The sequence below is a fragment of the Paraburkholderia phenazinium genome, from assembly GCF_900100735.1.
Lineage (GTDB): Bacteria > Pseudomonadota > Gammaproteobacteria > Burkholderiales > Burkholderiaceae > Paraburkholderia > Paraburkholderia phenazinia.
Window position 1 is genome coordinate 19,285 of the sequence record NZ_FNCJ01000002.1, and the last position, 20,295, is coordinate 39,579.

The following is a 20,295-nucleotide window of genomic DNA, read 5'->3' on the forward strand; positions in this document are numbered from 1 at the left end:
TTCTGCTGCATCTACTCAAAACACAGCGGGCCGGCGAGGTGCAACCCCGGCCCGCTGCCATCATACAGCCGGGACCTGGACTAAACCCAGCCTGGACCCATCCCGGCAAGCGGTTCATCAATCGAACACCGGCGACTCGACACCCAACACCTTATGCAGCTTGGTGCTGGTCGTTGTGTACTGCATATGGATCTTCTTGTCCGGGAAAATATAAGGCGCCGCGCCGAACGCGGCTAGCGCCGCTTCATGAAAGCCCGACAGGATCAGTTTCTTCTTGCCGGGATAGGTATTGATATCGCCGACTGCGAAGATGCCCGGCACATTGGTTTCGAACTTCTCGGTATCGACGCCCACCTGCTTGCGCTCGATTTCCAGCCCCCACTGGGCAATCGGCCCGAGTTGCGGGGATAACCCGAAGAACACCAGAAGATGATCGAGTTCGAGCGTACGCGTTACGCCGTCGCCGCCTGTCACCTTGATGCGGTGGAGCGCTTCATGATTGTCTTCGAAGCCGCTCACCTGGCCCACGATGCACTGCATGCGCAGGTCGTCGCAGAGTGCGCGCATTTTTGCCACCGAGGCAGGCGCGGCGCGGAATTCGTCGCGCCGGTGCACGAGGATCACGCTCTGCGCGATATCCACGAGATTGAGCGCCCAGTCGAGCGCGGAATCGCCGCCGCCGCAGATCACAATGTCTTTGTCGCGGAACAGTTCGGGATCGCGTACGCGGTAGAACAGTTGCCGCCCATGGTACTTGTCGATGCCGCTCACTTTCAGCGTGCGTGGCTGGAACGAGCCTACGCCCGCGGCAATGAAGATAGTCTTGGTAACGAACTCGGTGCCCTTGCTGGTGCGCACGAAAAAGCGCCGGTCTGCCAGACGCTCGACGATCTGCACTTCCTGTCCGAGGTGAAAGGTCGCGCCAAATGGTTCGATCTGCTTGAGCAGATTGTCGGCAAGCTCCTGCCCGGTGCAGATCGGCACCGCAGGAATGTCGTAGATCGGCTTGTCCGGATACAGCTCGACGCACTGACCGCCCACTACCGGCAGTGAATCGATGACATGCGCCTTGATTTCCAGCAGGCCTAGTTCGAACACCTGAAAGAGGCCGACCGGCCCTGCACCGACGATCAATGCGTCGGTCTCGATGGGCGATGGCGGTTCGGCGTGGGTGTCCGTCGTGTCGTGAGAGACGGGGTGGTCAACTACTTCGTTCATGGGTTTCTCCTGCATTCGGTTGAGTGAGGAACAACGGGGGAACGATGAGCCGTGTGCGCATCTGAGGGACGCGGCAGCACAGCGAAATCAGAGTGCCGAAAGGCGGTGGCGTTGGACGGAGCATGGTGCGGCTCAGCGCTCGAGCAGATGCAGCTTGTCCATCACGTCCTTCCATGTGTCAGCGTCAGGCAAGGGCTCCTCGCGTTTGCTGAGCACCGGAAACACGCCGGTCAGCTCGGCATTCAACGCAGTGAATTCCTGCTGGTCTGCAGGGAGGTCGTCTTCGGCGTAAATTGCATTGACGGGGCACTCGGCCACGCATACCGCGCAGTCGATGCACTCGTCCGGATCGATCACCAGCATGTTCGGCCCGGCGTGGAAGCAGTCCACCGGGCAGACATCCACACAGTCGGTATAGCGGCAGCGGATGCAGGCTTCTGTCACGACATGAGTCACGGCGAATCTCCTTCTGCACAGAGCCGCGACGCGGAAATTGGCGCGCCGCAACATGACGAAAGATCAGGCACAGACCGGGAAAAGACGTTGCGCAGTCTATTTTGATCGAGTAGATTTCAATCAAGTTTGGTGTAGCGAATACTACACGAACGGTGAGTGACCGCAACATTTTTCAAAATGCGAGCCGCTGCGTGTCACACGAATATGCCTTGAAACAAGGGATATTTCGTCAGCCGGGCAGGACCGATTGTAATGTCGTCGTATGGGAACCCCAACATGACTGAGCATACGAAGGTCGATTTCGGTGCAGACCGTGTGGATGGCGAAACCGCCTCCACGCCCGGTCCCACCGTGCTCGAAAAAGCGGTGCCGCGCAGCGAGCGGATGGCGTCCAACAAGATCGAATGCAATGCCTGTCCGGTGCTGTGCCAGATCTCCGAAGGCCGTACCGGGGCGTGTGATCGCTACGCCAATGCGGACGGTCGGCTGATTCGCGTCGATCCAGTGGTGTTCATGTCTCGCTCGCCGGTGGCTGCGAAAAGCACCGAAGCAGCAGACGCCGCGATCGAATTTGGTGCATCGAGGCAGGCGCGCAGCGATGCACTGACAACGGGCGTTCAAGACCAGCCGCTGTTCGTGACCGGCGTCGGTGCATCGTCCACCTATCCGGACTACAAACCCGCGCCTTTTATCGTTGCTTCGAAGCACAACGACGTCGATATGGTGACGGTCGTCACCGAGGGCATCTTTAGCTACTGCAGTTTCAAGGTAAAGATCGACACCGATCGTTTTCTCGGGCCGGAACAAGCGAATGTGCGTTGCCAGGGCGAGATGGTCGGCCACGTCACCACCGCCGAATACGGCTCGCAGATGCTGAGCCTCGGCGGCGTCCACCATCTGACCGGCGGGAGCAAGAAAGAAGGCCGCGTGACCTGCGACATGATGCTCGCGCTCGGCAACAAGCAGCCGGTCGAATTGACCATCGACGGCGGCGCCAGTCTGGTGATCCGCGCCGGTGCGGCGCCGATCGTGGATGGCGTCGAAGAGCAGCGTATGCGGGTGGGCTGCGGCTCCGCCACCATCGGCATCTTTGCCAAACAATGGTTTGGGCATGTCGACGAAGTGGTGGTGGTCGACGATCACATTACCGGCGTGCTGACCGAGCATCAGGCTGGACGGTGCCTCGGCATGACGCGCTCAGGTCTGAAGATTCGCGGCCGCAAATCGACGCCGGGCCGCTATTTCCAGGTGGCCAATCCGGGTACGGGTTGGGGCGGCACCGACATTCAGGACCCGCTAGCAATTATTGACGGCTTCGATCCCACAGTGGCGCGGCCTGGCATGCGCTTGCTGATGGTGTCGACTACCGGCGAGCATGCGCAGTGGTACGAACTCGACGCTGATCTGGTGCCGCGCATCATGGAGATGCCGGATGCGGTGCGGCGTACCGTGGAGCGGATCGGCGAAAACTGCGAACCGTCATTGGCGACGGTATTGTTCCTGGGCGGTGCGGGTGGCAGCCTGCGCGCCGGCGCTACCGAGAATCCCGTGTTGCTGACTCGCGCCATCAAGCAGCGGCTGGTGAACGTGACCTGTGGCGGTGCGCCGGCCTACGTCTGGCCAGGCGGCGGCATTACCGTCATGGTGGATGTGACACGCATGCCGGACCGTTCGTTCGGCACGGTGCCGACGCCCGCGATCGTTGCGCCGATCGAGTTCACCATGAGCTATGACGCATACCGCGATCTCGGCGGCCACCTCGACGCCGTGCGTTCGCTGGAAAGCGTGCTGGCGAATGGGCCGGATCATCTCGAAGGGGCGCCGCTCGCACGCCGCACCTTGGCGCGTCATCCGGACAACCCATGGCCGCTCGGCATGCCGCCGATGCTGGGATGACGCACATGACCGCAACTCGCGCACCACTGGACGCCACGCGCTGGCATTTGCAGCACGGCCCGATTGATCTGATCATCGGCGCGGATGGCGATGCTGCAGCCGTGCGTGCCGCGCATGAGGCTTGCTGGCAGCGCTTTACGACGATCCTCGACGAACTGGTCGCGGAATTGCCTGCACTGAGACGACCCGTGCGGCCAGATGCCTTGAGTCGGCCGTGCGAGGGCCGTGTCGCAAGCCGCATGTGGGATGCCTGCTTTCCGCACCGCGCCCGCTATATCACGCCGATGGCCGCGGTCGCGGGCAGCGTCGCGGACGAATTGATCGCAGCGTTTGTGCGGCCGGGCGTAAAGCGCGCGTTCATCAATAACGGCGGCGACATTGCCTTGCATCTGGACGAAGGGCAGCACTACCGGATCGGCGTGTTTATGGATCTGGCCGAATTTACGCAGACGCGCCTGGCTGAGGGGCTCAAGCTTGACGCCAATCTGACCTTGGACGCGGTGCAGCCGGTTCGCGGCATCGCGACGAGCGGCTGGCGTGGCCGCAGTTTTAGCCTCGGCATCGCGGATAGCGTCACGGTGCTGGCGCGCAATGCCGCCGCCGCTGATGCCGCTGCAACGATGATCGCGAATGCGGTGGATCTGAAGCACGCCGATATCGTGCGTCAACCCGCGTCTTCGCTGAAAGACGATAGCGACCTTGGCGACTTGCTGGTGACGGTCGATGTGCCGCCGCTGCCGCAACCGCTCGTCGATTTCGCTCTCGCGCGTGGCGCTCAGGAAGCGACGCGGCTGCACGAGCAAGGTTTGATCGAAGGCGCAGCATTGTTTCTGCAACGACGGGTGCGCGTCGTCGGTATGGCTGTGCCAGGTGCGCTCGCCTCGAATGCAGAGGGCGGAATGGGCTTAACCGGTGACGCGACTTCCGCCCACGTAGCCCATAGTATCCATCGACCCCATTACCCAACGGAGGCTCCGTGTTCGAAATCCGCCGCGTGCTAACGCACGTCGAAGACATCTTTCATGAGTTTGGGCCGCCGCCGGCGCATCCCTTGCGCAAAGGCGCGATCGCAGCGGTGATGAACAATCCGTTCGCCGGCCGCTACGAAGCGAAGATCGAACACGCCATGGAAGCGTTGAAGCCGATTGGCGTCTATCTTGCCCAGAGATTGCTCGCTGCGATGGCAGTGCCGCATGCCGCAATCGAAAGCTACGGCAAGGGCGCGATTGTCGGCGCAGCGGGCGAACTGGAGCACGGTGCGCTGTGGCATGTGCCAGGCGGTTATGCGATGCGCGAATTGCTGGAGAAAAACGGTGTGCCGACCAACGCCATCGTGCCGTCCACCAAGAAGGTCGGCGCGCCCTCGACTGCACTCGATGTACCGATGACCCATGTGAACGCAAGCTATGTGCGCAGCCACTTCGATGCAATCGAAGTCCGCGTGCCTGGCGCGCCGGCCGCGAACGAAGTGGTTTTTATCCTGGTCATGAGCACGGGGCAGCGCGTGCACGCGCGCGTCGGCGGTTTGGCGAAAGAGGCGATCGTCGGCAAGGACGGCCTGCGCTAGGCCGCTGCGACATAGAAGCGAATTCGGTTTAAGCAATCGCAGCGCACGCAAACACAGCGGACCCATACATGGAGAGCGAAATGGCAATCAAGCTTCGCAAGCTGGTAGTGCAGGTGGATGAAACACGCATTGAGATGGGGCAGACGATCGAGCCGCCGACGCGCCGCGCGGTCGCCATCGCCGTAATCGAAAACCCCTACGCAGGCCGCTTCGAGCCGAAGCTCGATGCGCTGGTCGACGCCGGAGAAGAACTCGGTGCGCTGCTCGGCAAGAAGTGCGTCGAGGCGCTGGGCATTGCGCCGGGAGAGGCGCACAGTTACGGCAAGGCTGCGATTGTCGGCGAAGCGGGCGAACTGGAGCATGCCGCCGCGATCCTGCATCCGAAACTTGGCGCACCGCTGCGCGTAGCGGTAGAGAAGGGCGCCGCGCTGGTGCCGTCGGCGAAGAAGATGGGCACGCTCGGCACGGCCATCGACGTGCCGCTTGGCCACAAAGACGCCGCCTTCGTGCGCAGTCACTTCGACGCTATCGAAGCGCGCGTGGCCGATGCGCCGCGCGCCAACGAGATCGTGGTGGCGGTTGCCGTGACGGCTTCGGGGCGGCCGCTGCCGCGCATCGGCGGATTGCAGGTCAGCGAAATCAAAGGCGAAGACGGTTTGCGCTAAATTGATTCGCTGGTACTGTGCTGCCCGTGAGGCGCGGGCTACCTGCTGCGCATGAGATGGATTGCAAGTCGCTGAGGGTTACGATGCTTTCGAATCTGCTGGTACAACTGGTCAACGGACTCGCCGACGCGTCGACGCTGTTTCTCGTCGCCGCGGGCCTGTCGCTGATCTTCGGCGTGACGCGCATCGTCAACTTCGCGCACGGCTCGTTCTATATGTTCGGCATTTACCTCGCATATAGCATCGCGAGCCGCTTCGGCCATACCACGGGAGGCTTCTGGTTGTCGGTGCTGGCTGCGGCGCTGGTGGTCGCGGTGCTCGGTGCGCTGGTCGAAATGATCGTGTTGCGGCGCATCTATCAGGCGCCTGAGTTGTTCCATCTGCTCGCCACCTTCGCGCTGGTGCTGATCTTCCGTGACGCCGCGCTCTGGCTGTGGGGCCCGGAAGATCTGTTCGGGCCGCGTGCGCCGCATCTGGCCGGCGCGGTCACTCTGCTCGGCCATCCGCTGCCCACCTACGATATCGCGCTGATCGCGATCGGCCCGCTGGTGTTGCTGCTACTCTGGTACGCCCTCACGCGCACGCGCTGGGGCACGCTGGTGCGGGCGGCGACCCAGGACCGCGAAATGCTCGGCGCGCTTGGTATCAATCAGGCGTGGCTGTTTACTGGTGTGTTCTTTGTCGGTGCGTTTCTCGCAGGTCTCGGTGGTGCGTTGCAGGGCCCGCGTATGTCGGCCAATCTGTCGCTCGATCTGGAGACCATCGGTAATGCGTTTGTGGTCGTGGTGGTGGGCGGCATGGGGTCCATACCGGGTGCGTTCGTCGCCGCGTTGCTGATTGCCGAGATCAAGGCGCTGTGTATCGGCATCGGACACGTGTCGATTGGCGGGATCGATTTTTCGCTGAGCCGCTTCACGCTGGTGGCGGAGTTTGTCGTGATGGCGGTCGTGCTGGTCGTGCGGCCCTGGGGATTGCTGGGTCGAGCAAGTGCTGCGGTGCGCGGCATGGCCGCGCCGGAAGCGCCGCTGCGGCCTGCGGGCAAGCGTCTGAAGTGGCTGGCGTTGGCGGTGCTCGCGATGCTGGTGCTCGCCCCGCTTGCCGCCAAAGCGTTTCCGTATATGCCCATCCTGCTGGTCGAGATCCTCATTGCAGTGCTATTTGCCACCAGCCTGCACTTCATCATGGGACCGGGTGGCATGCACTCGTTCGGGCACGCGGCGTATTTCGGCTTGGGTGCTTACGGTGCGGCGCTGTTTCTCAAGGTGCTTAACTTGCCGATGGAAGCCGCACTGCTGCTCGGACCATTGCTGGCGCTCGGCGGCGCGCTGGTGTTCGGCTGGTTCTGCGTGCGTCTGTCCGGCGTGTATCTCGCCATGCTGACGCTGGCGTTTGCGCAGATCGTCTGGTCGGTGGTGTTCCAATGGGACGACGTGACCGGCGGCAGCAACGGCGTGCTGGGGTTGTGGCCGTCGAACTGGCTATCCTCGCCGGTCGCCTATTACTACTTGACGCTCGTTTGCGTCGTGATCTGCGTCTGGCTGCTGCGGCGCATGCTGTTTTCGCCGCTCGGTTATGCCATGCGGGCTTCGCGCGACTCTGGCCTGCGTGCCGAGGCGATCGGCATCGACGTCAAGCGGGTGCAGTGGGCGTCGTTTGTGATTGCGTCGGTGTTTTGCGGTCTGGCCGGTTCCTTGTACGCGTTTTCGAAGGGCACGATTTCTCCCGAGGTCATTAGCGTGAGCCGTTCCGTCGACGGGCTCGTGATGGTGCTGCTAGGCGGCCTGCAGACGCTGACCGGGCCGATTGTCGGCGCAGCGGTATTCACCTGGCTGCAGGACACCGTGGCGCGTCAGACCGACTACTGGCAGGCTCTGCTGGGCTTTACGATCCTGGTGCTGGTGATTGCATTCCCGCAAGGCATCGTCGGTTTCATCCGTGAGCGCTTCGGCGACGATGATGCCAGCACGAAAAACGGCCACACCGGCGGGGTGAGCGAAGCGGAGCGAGGTGGTGGCAGTCCGGCGTCACCCCCGCCTTCGCAAGCCACGGCGATGAAGGAGGGCCTATGAGCCTCTTGCGCGTCTCAGGTTTGTCGAAGTCGTTCGGCGGCCTCAAAGCCGTCGATGACGTCTCGTTCGATCTCGAAGCCGGTCAACTGCTCGCCTTGCTCGGCCCGAACGGCGCGGGCAAATCGACCTGTTTCAACATGGTTAACGGGCAACTGAAACCGTCCGCCGGTTCGATCCGCCTCGACGATCAGGAACTCGTCGGCATGCGGCCGCGCGATATCTGGCGGCTTGGCGTAGGCCGTACGTTCCAGATTGCCGCGACCTTCAATTCGATGACGGTGCTCGAAAACGTGCAGATGGCGCTGGTCTCGCGCGAACGCAAACTGTTTGGGCTGTGGAAGCCGGCAGGCTCGTGGTATGCCGATGAAGCCTTCAGCCTGCTCCAACAGGTGGGCATGGCCGCCGATGCGCATCGCGCCTGCGGCGTGCTGGCCTATGGCGACGTCAAACGGGTCGAACTCGCCATCGCCATGGCGAACCGCCCGAAGCTGTTGCTGATGGACGAACCGACCGCCGGCATGGCGCCGAAGGAGCGCAACGACCTGATGGCGCTGACCAAGCGTCTCGTCACCGAACACAAGATCGGCGTGCTGTTTACGGAGCACAGCATGGACGTGGTGTTCGCCTACGCGGACCGCATGATCGTGCTGGCGCGCGGCAAGCTGATTGCCGAAGGCGGCGCCGAGACGATCCGCAACGACGCACGCGTGCAGGAAGTCTATTTCGGCACCGGCAAGACTTTCCAGGCGCATGCGGCGCTGGACCATCACGACGGCCAAAGCGGTCATCAAGGGGCGCTGCAATGAGCGAGCCTATGCTGAAGGTATCCGGCCTCAATGCGTTCTATGGCCGCGCGCACATCCTGTTCGATGTCGGCCTTGAAGTGGGCCGCGGTGAAGTGGTGGCGCTGATGGGCCGCAACGGCGCAGGCAAATCCACCACGATGAAGGCGGTGATGGGCCTGCTGCCACGCCGTCAGGGCGAAGTGCGGTTTCGCGGCACGGACATTTCGACGTTGCAGCCGTATCGGATTGCACGCATGGGAATGGGTTTTGTGCCCGAGGACCGCCGCGTGTTCTCCGACCTCACTGTGATGGAGAACCTCGATGCGGGCCGGCAACCGCCGCGCGAAGGCGCGCCGCGGTGGACGCCGGACAAGCTGTTCCGGCTCTTCCCCAATCTCGGCGAAATGCCCAGACGTCCCGGCGGCCAGATGAGCGGCGGCGAGCAGCAGATGCTGACCGTCTCGCGCACGCTGATGGGCAATCCGTATCTGGTCCTGCTCGACGAACCGTCGGAGGGCGTGGCGCCCGTGATCGTCGAACAGATGGCGAACATGATTCTCGAACTCAAGCGCGAAGGGCTGTCGATCCTGTTGTCCGAACAGAACCTGCACTTCGCCGAGCTGGTCAGCGACCGCGCGTATGTCCTCGAAAAAGGGCAGATCCGCTTTAGCGGCACGATCGGCGAACTCGCGAAGAACGAAACAGTCAGGCGCGCTTACTTGAGCGTCTGATTCCTGCGACGCGGCCACGCACCCGGCAATACACCGGTGTGCTGCTGCCTCGGGTAGTCGTTGCGAAAGGAGAAGCAGATGGCAGCAGAGACGTTGACGGGGTTGTCGGGCAAGGTCGTCGTAACCAATATCGGTTTGCTGTTATCGGGCGATATCGACCAGCCGATTCTCGATGCCGACACGCTGGTGATCGACGACGGTGTGATCGCCGCCGTGGGTAAGGCCAAAGACTGCGACCTCGAGGGTGCGCGCACTACGGTCGATTGCAAAGGCACGGCGGTAGCGCCCGGGCTGATCGATTCGCACGTGCATCCCGTCTTCGGCGACTGGACCCCGCGCCAGAATCAGATGGGCTGGATCGAGTCGAACCTGAACGGCGGCGTGACGACGATGATCTCGGCGGGTGAAGTGCATCTGCCAGGACGTCCTAAGGATATCGTCGGCGTGAAAGCGCTGGCGATTACCGCGCAACGCTCGTTCGAAGGCATGCGCGGCGCGGGCGTCGGCGGTGGCGTGAAGGTGCTGGCCGGGGCACCGGTGATCGAAAAGGGCATGGTTGAGGAAGACTTCAAGGAGCTGGCCGCAGCGGGTGTGAAGCTGCTCGGCGAGGTGGGTCTCGGTAGCGTAAAAGCTGGCGAAGAAGCAGGCCAGATGGTGGCCTGGGCGCGCAAGTACGGCATTCAAAGCACGATCCATACGGGCGGTCCGTCGATTCCCGGTTCGGGCCTGATCGACAAGGACGTGGTGCTCGCGGCCGACGCGGACGTGATTGGCCATATCAATGGCGGGCATACCTCGCTGCCTTATCGCCATGTTTGCGACCTGTGCGAGCAATCCACCCGCGCACTGGAAATCGTCCACAACGGCAATGAGCGCATCGCCTTGCTGACCGCGCGTCATGCGATCGAACTCAAATGCCCGCACCGCATTATTCTCGGCACCGACAGTCCCGCCGGTTCAGGTGTGCAACCGCTCGGCATTCTGCGGATGATTGCGTTGATTTCGAGTCTTGCCGATGTGCCTGCGGAAATGGCGTTCTGTTTTGCGACCGGTAATACGGCACGGCAGCGCAATTTACGCCAGGGGTTGATCGAAGTGGGCCGGCCCGCGGATCTGGTGTTCATGGATCGGGCGCAGCACACGGCCGGCAGTACGCTGCTTGAAAGCGTGCAGCTTGGCGATATCCCGGGTGTCGGCATGGTGATGATCGACGGCCTGATCCGTTGCAGGCGCAGCCGCAATACGCCGCCGGCGACCGAAGTGCCGGTGATCGTCTAGGTGCTGAGCGACCCGTCGGCGCCGCTGCCATGAACCGTCCCACAGACTTCACGCTCAAGGTGAACGGTGCGACGCATGTCGTCAGCGCCAGTATCGACACGCCTTTGCTGTATCTGCTGCGTAACGATCTTGCGCTGAACGGCCCAAAGTTCGGCTGCGGGCTTGGCGAATGCGGCGCGTGTACGGTGCTGCTCGACGGCATGCCGACCCGCTCGTGCGTCACGACGGCGCGGGTCGCGCAAGGACGCGAGATCACCACGCTCGAAGGACTGGGGACGCGTGCCGCATTGCATCCGGTGCAGCAGGCGTTTATCGACGAACAGGCCGCGCAGTGCGGCTATTGCCTGAACGGCATGATCATGACCGCGAAAGCGCTGCTCGACCGCGATCCCCATCCCAGCGACGATACGATTCGTCGCGAGCTGTCGCGCAACTTATGCCGCTGCGGCACGCATGTCGAGATTCTGCGCGCGGTGCATCGCGCCGCCCAATTGCTGGCGGCGCAGCGCGGCGAGCGTGAGCATGAAGGAGAGCGCGCATGACCGGACCGGACGTCAGCGTGGATCGTCAGCCGCTCTCGCGGCAGCAGCTCGATGACGCGCAGAACGTGCTGATCGTCTTGCGCCCGCCGCAGGCGCCGGTGAAGCCGGCGATCGGCCAGCCGGGCTCGCGCTCATCGTTCGTGCCGACGACGGCGGACGTATTTCTCGTGGTGCGCGGGGACGGCAGCGTCATTGCGTTCAACGGACACGTCGATCTGGGGACCGGGATCGGCACAGCGCTCGCGCAGATCGTGGCGGAAGAGCTGGATGTGCCGCTAACGCGCGTCTCGATCGTGCTCGGACACACCACCGAGGCGCCGAACCAGGGCCCGACGATTGCGAGCGCCACGATTCAGATTTCGGCGGTGCCGCTGCGCCTGGCTGCGGCGCAGGCGCGCCAGTATCTGGTGGCGCAGGCGGCGGAGCGCTTTGGCGTTGCCGCCGAGACGCTCGACGTACATGACGGCATCGTGCATCGGCGCGGCGAAGATTGGACCCAAGGCATCGGCTATGGCGAGCTGATCGCCGGGCGGCGCATCGAGTTGATGCTTGCGGCGGATACGCCCGTGAAGCCGCCGGAGGCGTATCGCATTGTCGGCAAGAGTACCGCGCGCCTCGACATTCCCGCTAAGGCCACCGGCGAACTGATGTTCGTGCATGACGTTCGCGTGCCAGGGATGCTGCACGGCCGGGTGGTCCGTCCACCGTATGCGGGTGTCGCGCAAGGCGACTTTCTCGGCAATAGTCTGCTGCACGTCGATGAGGCGTCGGTGAGCGATCTGCCCGGCATCGTCAAGGTTGTTGTGATCCGCGATTTTGTCGGCATCGTCGCGGAGCGCGAAGAGGTCGCGCAGCAGGCGGTCAAACGGCTCGATGTGCAATGGAAAGCGGTGGAGAGCTTGCCGCCGCTCGAATCCAGCAGCGAAGTCGAGGCAGCTTTGCGCGCCAATCCCTCGACGCGCCGCGATCTGGTGATCGAAGGCGACGTCGATGCGGCGCTCGCACAAGCAGGCAACACGCTCGAACGCACCTACGTCTGGCCGTTCCAGATGCATGCGTCGATTGGACCGTCGTGCGCCGTGGCCGACTACCGTGACGGCGCGCTCAAGGTCTGGTCCGGCACGCAGAACCCGCATTCGCTGCGCGCCGACCTGGCGCTGCTGCTGGGGCTCGACGAAACGAAGATTGAGGTGGTGCGGATGGAGGCCGCCGGCTGTTACGGCCGCAACTGCGCCGACGACGTGGCCGCAGACGCCGCGTTGCTCTCCCGTGCGGTGGGCAGTCCGGTGCGCGTGCAACTTTCGCGCGAAGACGAACACGCCTGGGAACCGAAAGGCGCGGCGCAATTGATGGACGTGCGCGGCGCAGTGGACGCGAACGGCCAACTCAACGGCTACGATTTCGCCACGCGTTACCCGTCGAACGATGCGCCTACGCTCGCTTTGCTATTGACCGGCACGATCTCGCCGCAGCCGCAGGTATTCGAAATGGGCGACCGCACTTCCGTGCCGCCCTACGACTACCGCACGATGCGGATCGTTTGCGACGACACGCCGCCCATCGTACGTGCCTCGTGGTTGCGCGGCGTATCGGCGTTGCCCAATACGTTTGCGCATGAGTCTTTCATTGACGAACTCGCTGCGGAGGCGGGCGTCGATCCGGTCGAATTCCGGCTGCAGCATTTGACCGATCCACGCGCGATCGATCTGGTGAAAGCGGTGGCCGAGAAGGCGGGTTGGGAGCCGCGTCATGCCGCGCTAAAGAAGCAGGCGCATGAAGAGCCAAACGCCCAGCCAGGCAACGAACGCGGCGACGAAGCAGACAACGAGCCAGGCGACGAGCAACAAGGCGACATCGCACGCGGCAGAGGCTTCGCTTACGCCCGCTACGTACACAGCAAATTCCCCGGTTTCGGCGCGGCATGGGCGGCCTGGGTGGCGGACGTCGAAGTGAACCGCAAGAGCGGCGAGCTAGCCGTCACACGTGTGGTGGTCGGCCAGGACACCGGCACGATGGTGAATCCCGCTGGCGTGCGTCACCAGATCCACGGCAACGTGATCCAGGCGACCAGCCGCGCGTTAAAAGAGCGCGTGACCTTCGGCGAGAACGCGGTCACCAGTCAGGAGTGGGGCGCGTACCCGATCCTGACGTTCCGCGAGGTGCCGGTCATTGAGGTGGTGATGATGCCGCGCCACGGCGAGCCGCCGATGGGCACGGGTGAATCGGCCTCGTTACCTGGCGCCGCTGCGATTGCCAACGCGCTTTACGACGCCACGGGTGTGCGGTTTCGCAGGCCACCGTTCACGCCAGAAGTCATCCGCGCAGCGCTTGCCGACGGACCGGCACAAGCGGCGTCCGCCGCTGCCGCGCGCAGGAAAAAGCGCTGGCGCTTCGGCTTCCTCGGCGCATTGGCTACGGGCGCAGCGGGATGGCTAAGCATGGCCTCGTTCGCGCCGCAGCCTATTGCACCGATCACGCCACCGTTAGCCACTTCGTTTGCCCCCGAGTTGATCGCGCGGGGCAAGCTGCTTGCATCGCTCGGCGATTGCGCGGTCTGCCACACCGCGCACAATGGCTTGCCGAATGCCGGCGGTTTGCCGCTCGATACGCCGTTCGGCACCATCTACACCACGAACATCACGCCGGATGCGCAGACCGGCATCGGCACGTGGTCGTTCGAGGCGTTCGTGCGGGCCATGCGCCAGGGCATCCATCGCGATGGACGGCACCTGTACCCCGCATTCCCCTACACCTCGTTCAAGAACGTCTCGGACGACGATCTGCAGGCGCTGTATGCGTATCTGATGTCGCAAACGCCAGTGCGCTCGCGCCCACCTGAAACGAAGCTGGCGTTTCCGTTCAGCGTGCGCCCTATGATGGCCGCATGGAACAGCCTGTTTCTGAAGCGCAATACCTTTACCGAAGATGCGACGCAAACCGCTCAGTGGAATCGCGGTGCGTATCTGGTCAACGGCCTTGGCCATTGCAGCGCATGTCACACGCCCCGCAACGCCTTCGGCGCCGAGAAAACCGGCGCGGCGTTCCTCGGCGGCGGCGTAGCGGAAGGCTGGGAAGCCCCCGCGTTGACGACGCTTTCAAACGCCCCTGTGCCGTGGAGCGAAGACGAGCTGTTCAGCTACCTGCGTTTTGGCCACGCACCGCTGCACGGTGTAGCAGCCGGTCCGATGGGACCGGTTGTGAGCGAACTGGCAGCCTTGCCCGATAGCGATATCCGCGCCATGGCGAATTACCTGGCCTCGCTCAACCCGGCGGGCCCGAACGCAAACCCGCAAGCCCTGGCGCGCGAATACGAGAAGGCGAGCGCCCAGGCGAGCCTCGCGACACCGGTGGCATCGAGCCTCGGCGCGCGCCTCTTCGACGGCGCTTGCGCGGCATGCCACCACACCGGCAGCGGGCCGCAGCTATTCGGGGCACATCCGTCGCTCGCGCTCAATACGAATCTGCATAGCGCGGCGCCCGACAACCTGATCCGCGTGATTCTGGACGGCATCGGCTCGCCTGCGCGGCCCGAACTCGGTACGATGCCGGCTTACCGCGACAGTTTCAACGACGCCCAGGTGGCCGAACTCGTCTCCTACCTGCGTCAACAGTTTGCGGGCGGCAAACCCGCGTGGCAGGACGTCGAGGCGAGCGTGGCGCGGATTCGCGCGGCGCCGCGCGCCGACTGATGCACTTGTATTCGCATTCGTATTCCCGCACTCCCACTGATAACGGAGCTACGCATGACCACACGCGCAGGATGGATCTCCAGTCTGACTCTCTCATTGACGCTGTCGCTGACGGCACTCGGGGCGGCCGCCCAGGAGACGATCAAGATTGGCGAAATCAACAGCTATAAGGCCCAGCCGGCCTTTCTCGGTCCTTACAAGAACGGCTGGAATCTCGCGCTCGACGAGGTGAACGCCTCGGGCGGCGTGCTCGGCAAGAAGCTCGAAGTCGTTTCGCGCGACGATAACGCTAACCCCGGCGATACGGTACGGGTCGCGCAGGAGCTGGTGACGGGCGAAGGCGTGCAGGTGCTGTTCGGCGGCTTCCTGTCGAACACGGGCCTCGCGCTCGCCGACTACGCGAAGCAGCGGCATATTTTCTTCCTCGCCGCCGAACCGCTGACCGACAAGATCGTCTGGGCCGACGGCAACAAGTACACCTACCGTCTGCGTCCGTCCACCTACATGCAGGTCGCGATGCTGGTGCCGGAAGCGCTCAAGCTGCATAAGAAGCGCTGGGCGCTGGTGTACCCGAACTACGAGTACGGCCAGTCGGCGGTGGCGACCTTCAAGAGGCTGATGCAGGCCGCGCAGCCGGATATCGAATTCGTCTCCGATCAGGCAACGCCGCTCGGCAATCTCGATGCGGGTGCGGTGACGCAGGCGATCGCCGATGCGAAGGCCGACGCGATCTTCAACGTGCTGTTCGGCGCGGACCTCGGCAAGTTCGTCCGGCAAGGCAATACGACCGGACTCTTCAAGGATCGCAGCGTGGTGTCCCTGCTGACGGGCGAGCCGGATTATCTGGACCCGCTCGGCGCCGAAGCCCCGACCGGCTGGATCGTGACCGGCTACCCGTGGTATTCGATCGATACGGCGGCGAACAAGAAGTTCGTCGATGCGTATCAGGCGAAGTATCACGACTACCCGCGTCTGGGCTCGGTAGTCGGATATTCAGCGTTGATGTCGCTGGCGAACGGCCTGAAGAAAGCCGGCGGTTCCACCGATCCTGACAAGCTCGCCGCCGCGTTCAAGGGCTTGAACGTCGAGACGCCGTTCGGCCCGATCACGTATCGCGCGCAGGACAACCAGTCGACCATGGGCGCGTTTGTGGGGGTGACGGCCGTGAAGGACGGCAAGGGAGTGATGACCTCGTACCGCTATATCGACGGCGCGAGCGTGCAACCGTCGGACGCCGAAGTGAAGAAACTGCGTCCGGCTGATTGAGGCGCGATCCGACCCGCTACTCCTCCGCGTCGTGCTCGGCGACGAAGCGCCGCAAGTACGCGAGCACGGCCGCTTCCGCGGCGCGATGATCGGCGCAGCTTTTCGATCCGGCGTTCTCTTCGTCGCCGAACAGGGTGGACGGTGCGTTGTGCACGTCCACTTCCTGCCCTTCGCGAAAGACGCGAATCTCGTGGACGTCCTCGGCATATTCGGCGACCCAGTGGATGCCTTCGATATGGGTGCCTGCGCGTAAGGTGGGTATCTTCATGCGGCGTCTCCCGTCTGGCCGGATGGCCGGTGGCCGGGCAAACCGCGCCCGCCCTTGCTGTAACCATACGCCGTCCGCGCCGCCAGCGCACCAATTGATGGCTTTTTCTGTAATTTGACCTTTACGAGGCTGCGTTCGCACGCCCTCGTTATTCAAGGCGTTCTGCCAGCACGAAATGTTGCATTGAAAATGCACGGTTTCGCGCGCGGACGACGCCGCGTCAGAGCGAGGCACAGCGGTTGCTGCGCTGGTATGGGCCAACAGCCAATCTGGAGGAACGTCATGCCTGAACAGAAAGCCATCCAGCGTGCCCACGCTGACAAGCGCGCCGGTAAGGCCGCGAGTACCCAGGCCGGAGAATTCGTCAAGGAAGAGGTCGACCGGGTGCGCGCCGGCAAGCACGGCGTGAAATCGGCTAAACAGGCCATTGCCATCGGCCTGTCGAAGGCGCGCCGCGCCGGTGTCGATCTGAAGGCGCCGAAGAAGGGTACGACTAGCGAAGCGACGCGCTCGGCCGCCGCCAAAAAAGCAGCACATACGAGGACGGCGCGCTCGCATCATAAAGCGGCGCCTTGAGGGCGGCGGCGCAATGCCGCCGCCCAGTTGTGCCGGCCGCACCACGCGGCCCGGCAATGAAACGTCTGCTTCTCGTGAAAACCCTTGTACTTTATTTTTTTGTTGATCTATAACCTGACCGACAGGACAGGATTGCAACGCGATAGCCCTTGTCATGCATGATGCATCGATCGAATTCGTTGCAACGTAACGACGAGTTTCGCTGCGCCGCATCATCCTGAGCGTGACTGCCCGGTTAGACGCAGATGGCTGGACGCGGGCGGTCTGGCGCTGCACTATACGTGGCGCGCCCTCGCGGCCGAAACATAGCGGGCTATAAAAGATCGACACTAAAGATACAAGGAGGAAGATAGGTATGCGAACGAAATTCGCCCCCGCTTCACAGGCACACTCCCACCCGGTCGTCTCACGACAGCGCCATTCTCCTTGACGCCGCGCTGCGGGCCAGCGGCGTTTCCTCAAGAAAGGCCGCGCGCACTCACGTGAGCGAACGAGAGCAAGCGCTCTTCCGCGTTACACCCCTCCGGTCATCCTCATTTCTCTACAGCGAGCACAACGTGGATATCGTACGCAGTCTGTGTGGCATTGCTTTACTGTTGCTGATCGCTTATGCGCTGTCGACCAACCGCAGCGGCATCCGCTTGCGTACCCTGATTCCTGCGCTGATTGCCCAGGTGGCAATCGGCGCGCTGGTGCTGTTCGTGCCGCTCGGCAGTGCAGCGCTCGCCGCCGCCGCGCGCGGTGTCGATCACGTCTTGCAGATGGGCGATCGCGGCGTCTCGTTCATGTTCGGCGGTCTTGTCGACGAAAAGATGTTCCAGTTGTTCGGCGGTGGTGGCTTTGTGTTCGCGCTGCGTGTGCTGCCCATGATTATTTTCGTCACGGCGCTGATCGCGGTGCTGTACCACATCGGCGTGATGAAGTGGATCATCAATGGTCTCGGCGTCGTGTTCGAAAAGCTGCTGGGCGTAACGCGTGTCGAAGCCTGTTCGGCGGTGGCGACGATCTTCCTCGGCCAGAGCGAGATGCCGGCCTTCGTCAAGCCGTTTGTCCGGCAGATGACTGCCGCCGAGCTGTTTGCGGTGATGTCGAGCGGCATGGCTTCGGTCGCTGGGTCAGTGCTGGCCGGCTATGCGGGCTTGGGCGTCAACCTCGAGTATCTGCTGGCGGCTTCGTTTATGGCCATACCGGGCGGCCTGCTGTTTGCCAAGGTGATTTTTCCGACCACCGAGCCGAGCCGTGTCGTGCTGGAAGGGCTCAGCTTCGACGAGAAGCGCTCGGCTAACGTGATCGAGGCGGCTGCGGCGGGGGCGGCAATTGGCCTGCGTATTGCCATCAACGTCGGCGCCATGCTGATTGCCTTCATTGGGCTGATTGCACTGCTGAATTCGACCGTCAGCGGCATTGCCGGGATGTTCGGCCATCCGCAGTTCACGTTGCAAAGCCTGCTGGGCTGGGCATTCGCACCGGTTGCATGGTTGATCGGCGTGCCGTGGCACGACGCGCCGCTGGCTGGCAATTTCATCGGCGAGAAGCTGATTCTCAACGAGTTCGTGGCGTATGTGGATCTGTCGCCGTACCTCAAGGGCGCACAATCGGTTGCCGCGGCTGGCCTGCAGGTGCTGGATCCGAAGACGCTGGCAATCGTGTCGTTCGCGCTGTGCGGCTTTGCCAACTTCTCCTCGATCGCGATTCTGACGGGCGGCTTTAGCGCAGTGGCGGCGGACCGCCGCGCCGAGGTGGCGCGCTATGGCTTGCGCGTCGTGGCGGCCGCCACGCTGTCGAATCTGATGAGCGCAGCGATTGCCGGCATTTTCCTGACGTTTCATTGAAGCGTGCAAGCGTCATGCGGCATGGCTTTGAACCATGCTGCGTGCCTGAGAAGCTGCAGTTGCACCGTTGTCGTAACGCCAGGGTCTCCTACATTGTGTCGGGTCGATCATCATGTCGTTGACGCAGGAAATCATCCGCAAGAAGCGCGACAGGCAGCCGCTTAGCCGCAACGAGGTCGCCGAGTTCGTGCAGGGCATTGCCGACGGCAGCGTCAGCGAGGGACAGGTAGCCGCCTTCGCGATGGCGGTGTACTTCAATGACATGAGCGTCGAAGAGCGCGTCGCGCTGACGCTGGCGCAGCGCGATTCGGGCCAGGTGCTGGCCTGGCACGACTACGATCTGCCGGGACCGCTGATCGACAAGCATTCGACAGGTGGCGTCGGCGATCTCACTTCGCTGCTGCTCGGCCCGATGGTGGCCGCTTGCGGCGGCTTTGTGCCGATGATCTCGGGACGTGGCCTCGGCCACACTGGCGGCACGCTCGACAAGCTCGCGGCGATACCCGGCTATAACCTCGTGCCGGAGACGAACGTGTTTCAACGCGCGGTCCGCGAGGTCGGGGTGGCGATCATCGGTCAGACAGCGCAACTCGCGCCAGCGGACAAGCGCATCTATGCGATTCGCGACGTCACGGCGACCGTCGAATCGGTTGCGATGATTACGGCGTCGATCCTGTCGAAGAAGCTCGCCGCGGGGCTGGCCGCGCTGACCATGGACATCAAGGTCGGCTCGGGCGCCTTTATGCCCAGCTATGAGAAATCGCAGGAACTGGCGCGCAGCATCGTCGATGTCGGTAATGGCGCCGGCATGAAGACGACCGCCGTGCTCACCGATATGAATCAGCCGCTCGCGTCGTGTGCGGGCAATGCGCTGGAGGTTCGCTACGCGATCGACTATCTGACTGGGCGTATCCGTCCGGGGCGCGTTCACGAGGTCACGCTCGCGCTGGCTACGCAGATGCTTGTGCTGGGTGGCCTCGCCGCGGACACGACCGACGCCAACGCCAGGCTGAATGCCGCGCTCGACTCAGGCGCGGCGGCGGAGCGTTTCGCGCGGATGGTTCACGCGTTAGGCGGCCCGGCCGATTTGCTCGAAGCACCCGGGCGTCATCTTGGCGAAGCGCCGGTCGTGTTCACGGCTAAGGCGCCGCGCTCGGGTTATGTGACGCGCATTGATTGCCGGGCGCTCGGACTGACGGTGGTGGGGCTAGGCGGAGGCAGAAGACGTCCCGAAGACGGCATCGATTATCAGGTCGGTTTGACAGACCTCGTTGAACTCGGACAATACGTCGAGGCGGGCGCGCCGTTGGCGCGGATTCATGCCCGCGATTCGTCGACGGCGCAGCAGGCGGCGCGCGACATCCAGGCAGCCTGCACGCTGGCCGAAGCTCCCGTTGCGGTGCCGGCCAGCGTGTACGAACTGATCGACTAGCGACTCAGCAGGATTGCTGATCTCG

At 63.3% G+C, this 20,295-nt stretch carries 16 protein-coding genes and 1 pseudogene; 14 read left to right on the plus strand and 3 right to left on the minus strand.

All coding sequences use genetic code 11. From position 1 onward, the window contains the following. Nucleotides 1-117 precede the first annotated feature (117 nt). Together BLQ92_RS03985 and fdxA are read right to left on the minus strand one after the other, a co-directional pair. Nucleotides 118-1,218 carry an NAD(P)/FAD-dependent oxidoreductase gene (locus BLQ92_RS03985; RefSeq protein ID WP_090681949.1) on the minus strand — a complete coding sequence of 367 codons (1,101 nt, stop codon included), beginning with the start codon at nucleotides 1,216-1,218 and terminating at the stop codon, nucleotides 118-120. Nucleotides 1,219-1,350: 132 nt separating this feature from the next. After that, on the minus strand, nucleotides 1,351-1,674 hold the full coding sequence (gene fdxA / locus BLQ92_RS03990) for a ferredoxin FdxA (protein ID WP_090681951.1): 324 nt from the start codon (nucleotides 1,672-1,674) through the stop codon (nucleotides 1,351-1,353). A 276-nt stretch (nucleotides 1,675-1,950) separates the two neighbouring features. On the opposite strand from fdxA, the gene BLQ92_RS03995 reads away from it, so the two are divergent. From BLQ92_RS03995 to BLQ92_RS04045, 11 genes are all read left to right on the plus strand, one after another. After that, the gene (locus BLQ92_RS03995) at nucleotides 1,951-3,570 is read left to right on the plus strand and encodes a 6-hydroxynicotinate reductase (protein ID WP_090682902.1); all 1,620 of its coding nucleotides are present in this window, start codon (nucleotides 1,951-1,953) and stop codon (nucleotides 3,568-3,570) included. A gap of 5 nt (nucleotides 3,571-3,575) precedes the next feature. Beyond that, a complete protein-coding gene (locus BLQ92_RS04000) occupies nucleotides 3,576-4,571 on the plus strand; it encodes a UPF0280 family protein (RefSeq protein WP_090682904.1) in 996 nt (331 codons plus the stop codon). Further along, the gene (locus BLQ92_RS04005; RefSeq protein ID WP_090681953.1) at nucleotides 4,547-5,137 is read left to right on the plus strand and encodes an amino acid synthesis family protein; all 591 of its coding nucleotides are present in this window, start codon (nucleotides 4,547-4,549) and stop codon (nucleotides 5,135-5,137) included. The genes BLQ92_RS04000 and BLQ92_RS04005 overlap by 25 nt, the downstream gene beginning before the upstream one ends. Before the next feature lie 80 nt (nucleotides 5,138-5,217). Further along, a complete protein-coding gene (locus BLQ92_RS04010; protein WP_090681954.1) occupies nucleotides 5,218-5,802 on the plus strand; it encodes an amino acid synthesis family protein in 585 nt (194 codons plus the stop codon). Between the two features lie 83 nt (nucleotides 5,803-5,885). Then, nucleotides 5,886-7,871: an ABC transporter permease gene (locus BLQ92_RS04015; RefSeq protein ID WP_090682905.1), complete on the plus strand. Its 1,986-nt coding sequence runs from the start codon at nucleotides 5,886-5,888 to the stop codon at nucleotides 7,869-7,871. Beyond that, on the plus strand, nucleotides 7,868-8,677 hold the full coding sequence (locus tag BLQ92_RS04020; protein WP_090681956.1) for an ABC transporter ATP-binding protein: 810 nt from the start codon (nucleotides 7,868-7,870) through the stop codon (nucleotides 8,675-8,677). Before BLQ92_RS04015 ends, BLQ92_RS04020 begins: the two co-directional genes overlap by 4 nt. Next, the gene (locus BLQ92_RS04025; RefSeq protein WP_090681958.1) at nucleotides 8,674-9,387 is read left to right on the plus strand and encodes an ABC transporter ATP-binding protein; all 714 of its coding nucleotides are present in this window, start codon (nucleotides 8,674-8,676) and stop codon (nucleotides 9,385-9,387) included. The genes BLQ92_RS04020 and BLQ92_RS04025 overlap by 4 nt, the downstream gene beginning before the upstream one ends. Before the next feature lie 78 nt (nucleotides 9,388-9,465). After that, complete coding sequence (locus BLQ92_RS04030) at nucleotides 9,466-10,665, plus strand: amidohydrolase family protein (protein WP_090681959.1); 1,200 nt, start codon at nucleotides 9,466-9,468, stop codon at nucleotides 10,663-10,665. A gap of 29 nt (nucleotides 10,666-10,694) precedes the next feature. Beyond that, nucleotides 10,695-11,207 (plus strand): (2Fe-2S)-binding protein, encoded by a 513-nt coding sequence (locus tag BLQ92_RS04035; RefSeq protein ID WP_090681961.1) that lies wholly within the window; start codon nucleotides 10,695-10,697, stop codon nucleotides 11,205-11,207. Continuing rightward, nucleotides 11,204-14,896 (plus strand): molybdopterin cofactor-binding domain-containing protein, encoded by a 3,693-nt coding sequence (locus tag BLQ92_RS04040; RefSeq protein ID WP_090681962.1) that lies wholly within the window; start codon nucleotides 11,204-11,206, stop codon nucleotides 14,894-14,896. Before BLQ92_RS04035 ends, BLQ92_RS04040 begins: the two co-directional genes overlap by 4 nt. A gap of 54 nt (nucleotides 14,897-14,950) precedes the next feature. After that, nucleotides 14,951-16,162 carry an ABC transporter substrate-binding protein gene (locus BLQ92_RS04045; protein WP_090681964.1) on the plus strand — a complete coding sequence of 404 codons (1,212 nt, stop codon included), beginning with the start codon at nucleotides 14,951-14,953 and terminating at the stop codon, nucleotides 16,160-16,162. A 16-nt stretch (nucleotides 16,163-16,178) separates the two neighbouring features. Here the strand turns inward: BLQ92_RS04045 and BLQ92_RS04050 are convergent, their stop codons facing one another. After that, nucleotides 16,179-16,430, minus strand: coding sequence for a hypothetical protein (locus tag BLQ92_RS04050; RefSeq protein ID WP_090681966.1), 252 nt, complete (start codon nucleotides 16,428-16,430; stop codon nucleotides 16,179-16,181). A gap of 282 nt (nucleotides 16,431-16,712) precedes the next feature. On the opposite strand from BLQ92_RS04050, the pseudogene BLQ92_RS04055 reads away from it, so the two are divergent. The 3 genes and pseudogenes from BLQ92_RS04055 to deoA all read left to right on the plus strand — a co-directional run. Next, nucleotides 16,713-16,964 (plus strand): annotated as a pseudogene (locus tag BLQ92_RS04055) (DUF6496 domain-containing protein); the annotation flags it as partial. Between the two features lie 599 nt (nucleotides 16,965-17,563). Beyond that, complete coding sequence (locus tag BLQ92_RS04060; protein ID WP_090681967.1) at nucleotides 17,564-18,838, plus strand: NupC/NupG family nucleoside CNT transporter; 1,275 nt, start codon at nucleotides 17,564-17,566, stop codon at nucleotides 18,836-18,838. A gap of 112 nt (nucleotides 18,839-18,950) precedes the next feature. Beyond that, on the plus strand, nucleotides 18,951-20,270 hold the full coding sequence (gene deoA / locus BLQ92_RS04065; RefSeq protein WP_090681969.1) for a thymidine phosphorylase: 1,320 nt from the start codon (nucleotides 18,951-18,953) through the stop codon (nucleotides 20,268-20,270). The last annotated feature ends 25 nt before the right edge of the window (nucleotides 20,271-20,295 follow it).